The 5,246-nt window shown below is 61.6% G+C and carries 4 protein-coding genes and 1 pseudogene; 1 reads left to right on the top strand and 4 read right to left on the bottom strand.

What is annotated here, in order from left to right; translation table 11 throughout:
* Positions 1 to 201 precede the first annotated feature (201 nt).
* Positions 202 to 672 (top strand): YybH family protein, encoded by a 471-nt coding sequence (locus tag JOZ76_RS01400; protein WP_291696849.1) that lies wholly within the window; start codon positions 202 to 204, stop codon positions 670 to 672.
* A 441-nt stretch (positions 673 to 1,113) separates the two neighbouring features.
* On the opposite strand, the gene JOZ76_RS01395 is transcribed toward JOZ76_RS01400, so the two are convergent.
* The 4 genes and pseudogenes from JOZ76_RS01395 to JOZ76_RS01380 form a co-directional block, all read right to left on the bottom strand.
* On the bottom strand, positions 1,114 to 2,295 hold the full coding sequence (locus JOZ76_RS01395) for a GNAT family N-acetyltransferase (RefSeq protein WP_291696848.1): 1,182 nt from the start codon (positions 2,293 to 2,295) through the stop codon (positions 1,114 to 1,116).
* 434 nt (positions 2,296 to 2,729) lie between these two features.
* Positions 2,730 to 3,644, bottom strand: coding sequence for a phosphoribosylaminoimidazolesuccinocarboxamide synthase (locus JOZ76_RS01390; protein ID WP_291696847.1), 915 nt, complete (start codon positions 3,642 to 3,644; stop codon positions 2,730 to 2,732).
* A 51-nt stretch (positions 3,645 to 3,695) separates the two neighbouring features.
* Positions 3,696 to 4,613, bottom strand: coding sequence for a pirin family protein (locus JOZ76_RS01385; RefSeq protein WP_291696846.1), 918 nt, complete (start codon positions 4,611 to 4,613; stop codon positions 3,696 to 3,698).
* A gap of 48 nt (positions 4,614 to 4,661) precedes the next feature.
* Positions 4,662 to 5,246, bottom strand: a pseudogene (locus JOZ76_RS01380) (MmgE/PrpD family protein); the annotation flags it as partial.

The raw sequence follows: 5,246 nt of genomic DNA, 5'->3' as shown, positions 1-5,246 counted from the left end.
ACATTTCCAAGCGATCGGGCCGATCGCGTGCTATAGTTCTCCGTGGCTGCCACTCTGAGGAGCGGTGCCGATCCCTCAGAGTGTTCCGCCAGTCTCTACGACAAAGCGCTCGCGCTTCAAGGCGCGTCCGCGAAACACGATTATGTCGCGATCAGAGATGAAAAGGAGGCAGACATGAGGCCAATCCTAACCACGACTATTTTGGCGCTGACCGTCGCGATGGCACCCGTCGCCAAGGCGCAGCAGGCCGACAATCAGACCAAGCAGGCGATCGAAGCCATCGTCGCGAAATGGACGCAGGCGATAAATCAGGGAGACAGTCAGACCGCGTCATCGGTCTTCACGTCAGATGGTTTTGAAATGAGCGTTTACGGCAAGGCTGCCGGCGCCCAGATGGGCGAGCAGACCAAAAAGGTGCACGAGATGGGCATCGACTTGACTAGCAAAGTCGACGACGTCCATTCCCTCGCGTCAGGGCAGGCAGTCCTGGCCAGCGGCACATTCAGCGTAAGATACAGCAACAATCCGAATGTGAAACCGGGCGAAACCCTCACCGGCAACTGGATGCGGGTGCTGGTCAAAGAAGGTTCGGACTGGAAGATCGCGGCCCAAAGCCTCACCCGGCAAGCTCCGCCAGCGGCAACGGTCGGTTCGAGCTCCACAAACAAGTAGTCGGCAAATCTGCCGTGGAATGCGTTGCCGGCGGAGTGTTCGCGGCGTCGTCTGCGACGATTGTTATGGGACCATGGTGCGCAATGACGCACCTGAGAATCTCGAGACTCCGGGCCTGGTCTTCGGGCCAGCCCGGAATGACCGGCCCGGATTGCTTCGGCGCTGTTGCGCCTCGCAATGACGCAACCAGCGTTACCCAAGGCTCTCCATGAACGCGCAGAGCCGCGGCGCCCATTCTGCGCGTCGCGGCCGGACGCCGAATGGCCGTACTCGCTGTCGAGCAAAAAATAGTCCGCGTCGACGCCGGCTTGCTTCAGCGCTGGCTCGGTGAGATCCCGCTGCCGCAGCGCCGACAGGCGGTTGTCATAAAGTGTTATCGCGAGCGTAGCGAGGCAATCCAGATTTCGGCCGCGAGGCTGAATTCAGTCGGGAGCAGGATCGTTACCAAAGCTCCTGGTAATCTGGAAACAGTCTTAGCGTCGCGTCGTAGCGCGCCGGCACGATCCAAGGCAGCGCCAGGCTGAAGATTGCATTTGCAAGTCCGGAGGTATGTCTCACATAGAGATCCAGGGGATCGAGTCGGTGCCTCATGTGCAGCTTCGGGTCATAATTCAGGCCGCTGCTGCGAAACCATCTATACCCGTTGCTGATCCCCCAACTGATCATGTCCCGAACGACGTAGTGATAGAGATGCAGGTCGAGAGCCACGGCGTAGTCGAAACCGACGTACTCGGCGTAAAGCGAGTCTCCTTGCACCATGCAAAGGCTGAAGGCCACCAGCACGTTTCCGCGACGCCATGCGAAGAAGCGGACCTTATCGCTCATGCGCTGGCCGACTTGGCAGAAAAAGTCTTTCGTCAGCTTCTCGAATTGCATTTTTGAGCGTTCAAAGACCTGCAGATAGAGCGGATAGATCTCATCGACGAAACTTGTCGCATCGTCGGTGACGCTCATGCTGATATCCGAAATGTCGGCCGTCGCCGCGAGCTTCTTGCGCAATTTCCTTCGTGTCGAGCTCTTCAGCGCCTTTGTCATGTAGGCGTCAAAACTGTCATATCCGATGTCCAGCTTCGTCATCGGCATACTTGGCGCGCGCGCAAAACCGCGCTGTACAAAGCAGTGCAATGCCTTGCGATAGCGAGAAGGGAATTCCTTCAGCACGATAAGTTGCGCCTTGAGCGATTTCGCCTGCGCGACAATGCCGTTCGACAAGGTCTCCGCGACGATATCGACCGGCAGAGTGTCTGTCGCCGCAAGGTGGGCCTCCCCGGCGGAGCAGCCGACCATCAAGGCGCGCAGTTTGAGGAAGCGTGGATAGAATCGTCGAATGAGCGAAATCCAGTAGATCCGTTCCGGGCCAAGCCCTTCGAGAATATCCTGATCGACGAGGAAGAATGGTTGGATTGCCCGTACCCGACCATGGTTGTCGACAATCACAAAATAGCGGTGCTCGAAGTCGCTCTGAAGCGTATCGTTCAGGATCTCGTAATACCTGTAATCCTTTCTCTGGTCGGTGAATGTGGACAGCCAAGGCGCGCATCTGGACAGTTCGGAGCGCGAAACGACGGTAACGGAGAACGGTTCTCTGCGTGGGCCGAAAGCGCCCGGACTGGCAGCACTCATCTCTCCGCTCCCCAGGGCCTTGCAGGAATCCATAACCCCGGGCGAGTCAACTATTTCCCGCTCCTCTGGTTTCGACGGACGAGTTTTCTGTCTTGGAATTCAGAAACTAACAATGCGCGTTTCCGCTTGAACCGGGAATCTCGAGATAAGAGCAACTGCGCATCTATGATCGCCTCCATCAACGCAGCCCGGAATGATGAGGTGAGGTCTCATATGGTCATCACGAGCGATTTGTTCGCCGTACCCAACAGCGAAGGCGGAAGCAAGGCAACGAGAACCTTTCGGAGCGCAAGCGCCGGCTTTCGCAGGTTGGCTAAGGGGCGGGCGCCGTGCCCACCGTCTTTTCGCGCGTGCGGCTGCAATGGTGGGCACGCTGCGCTTTGCCCACCCCACAGATCGAGCAATCGGCGCTGATGCGCTTCGCAATGACAGCGTTAAATTGCGAGCTCCCGGCCCGTGATGCGCCGGTACGCCTCCAGATAGCGCTTGCTGGTGGCTTCGACGACATGCGCGGGCAAAGGCGGTGGCGGGGCATCGCCATTCCAGCGGCCGGCGCGGCGCTCGGCATCGAGATAATCGCGCAGCGGCTGCTTGTCGAAACTGGCCTGCGCGCGGCCGGGCTGGTACGCGTCGACGGCCCAGAAGCGTGAGGAGTCCGGCGTCATCACCTCGTCGATCAGGATGATTTTTCCGTCGCGATCGCGACCGAACTCGAACTTGGTATCGGCAATGATGATGCCCTGGTCGCGAGCCAGTTTTTCGCCGCGCGCATAGATCGCGCGGGTCTTGCTTTCCAACTCGTCGGCGACCTCGCGGCCAACCGCCTCGCGCATCCGCGCAACCGTGATGTTCTCGTCATGACCGGTCTCGGCCTTGGTCGCCGGGCTGAAGATCGCCGGCTCGAGCTTCGCGCTCTCGACGAGGCCCGCCGGCAGCCTCTCGCCCGCGAGCGTGCCGGTTTCCGCATATTCCTTCCAGGCCGAGCCCGAGAGATAGCCGCGGATCACGCACTCGATCGGAAACACGGTCGTACGCCGGCACAGCATCGCGCGGCCGAGCATCTCTGCGCGATGCGGCTTGAGGGTCGGCACCGCCGCGATGATGTCATCCGTGTCAGCGCTGATCATGTGGTGATCGACGACGCCTTCGAGCTGGCCGAACCAGAACGCGCTGATTTGCGTCAGCACCGCGCCTTTCATTGGGATGGTCTCGGCCATCACGACATCGAAGGCGGAGATGCGGTCGGTAGTGAGAAGCAGCAGGCGATCGTCGCTGGCGGAATAGATGTCGCGGACCTTGCCGTGTCCGATCTTCGGCAAGGGCAGGTCGCTTTTGAGCATGGTGGTCATCGAGAGGCTTCCAAGAGAGGCGCGCAGTGCAGTGAAGTCACGGCAGATAGCCTATTCCGGCAGCGGAATGAACTCATGCTCCTGCGGGACCGGCGCAAACCGGCCGGTTTTCCAGTCCTGTTTGGCCTGCTCGATCCGCTCCTTGCTGGAAGAGACGAAATTCCACCAGATGTGCCGCGGCCCTTCCAGCGCGTCGCCGCCCAGAAACATCATGCGCGTCGGCTTGATCGTTTTGACCGTGATGCGGTCGCCCGGCCGGAAGATCAGCAGGCTCGGTCCCTGGTGGCGGTCGCCGGCGATCTCGACCTCGCCGTCGACCAGGTAGATCGCACGTTCCTCGTGGTCGGGATCGAGGGGCACGCTGACTCCGGCCTGCGCCGTTACCTCGGTATAAAACCAGGGCGACACCATGCTGACGGGTGACGTCACGCCGAAGCCGCTGCCCGCAATGATGCGCGCGGTAAAACCGCTCTCTTTCACGGTCGGCAGCGCGTCGGCGGCGTAGTGCTGGAACGACGGCGCGATCTCTTCCGATCCCGCCGGCAGCGCGATCCAGCTCTGCAGGCCCAGCATCTTCTGGCCGTCGCGGCGCTGCACGTCCGGCGTGCGCTCGGAATGCGCGATGCCGCGCCCCGCCGTCATCAGGTTCATCGCGCCGGGCTGGATCTCCTGGATGTTGCCCTCGCTGTCGCGGTGCATGATCGAGCCGTCGAAGAGATAGGTGACGGTGGCGAGCCCGATATGCGGATGCGGCCGCACGTCCATGCCCTTGCCGGAGACGAACTGCACCGGGCCGAAATGATCGAAGAAGATGAAGGGCCCGACCATCTGCCGCTTGCCATGCGGTAGCGCCCGGCGGACGGCAAAGCCGTCGCCGAGATCGCGCGTGCGTGGCACGATGATGAGATCGAGCGCGTCGCAGGTCTTGGGATCGCCGAGCACGGGATCATTGGACGGGAGCCAGCTCATGTGGTCCTCCGTGGTTTGCGGGAACCGTCAACCAAAGGTCTTGCCGAACTATTGCCGCCCCAGTTCGGTGGCCTGCGCGACACGGTCGAAGCGCTCCAGCGACAGGATCGCGTCCGCCAGCTGATCGGCGCGGCCGTTCAGCACCGGGCGCGCCAAGGTCAGGAATTTCTGCTGCATCGCTGCTGCATCCGGGAACGAAGTGGGCTCGCCGGAGGGATCGGCGAACAGCCGCTCATGCACGCCGTCCTCGGTCGTGATCGAGACGCGCGCGCCGAAGGGATGGGTGCGGCCGATCTCGAGCCGGTCGTCCTGCACCACGTCGAACTTGTCGGCGAGCGCGTCGATCGCGGCATCGCCCAGCCTGGCGTAATCGTCCCAGCCGAACGAGCCCTGGTCGAGCGCGAGCGCGCCGGTGAAGAACATCGAGAACTGGCCGCCGACGATCGAGGTCGGATGCCGCTTGGTGGCGGCGTCGCCGGTCAGCGTGATGCCGTTGCGATGCAGGCCGATCTCGACGCGCTTGATCTGGTCCGGCGTCAGATTGTGCTCACGCCGGAGCGCGATCAGCGCATCGAGCGCGGCGTGGGTGTATCGGCAGCTCGGATAGGGTTTGACGCCGATCTTCATGGTCTC

It is taken from the genome of Bradyrhizobium sp., assembly GCF_019244115.1.
Lineage (GTDB): Bacteria > Pseudomonadota > Alphaproteobacteria > Rhizobiales > Xanthobacteraceae > Bradyrhizobium.
The sequence above is the reverse complement of the archived record's forward strand: the minus strand, read 5'-3'. Positions and strand labels throughout refer to the sequence as shown.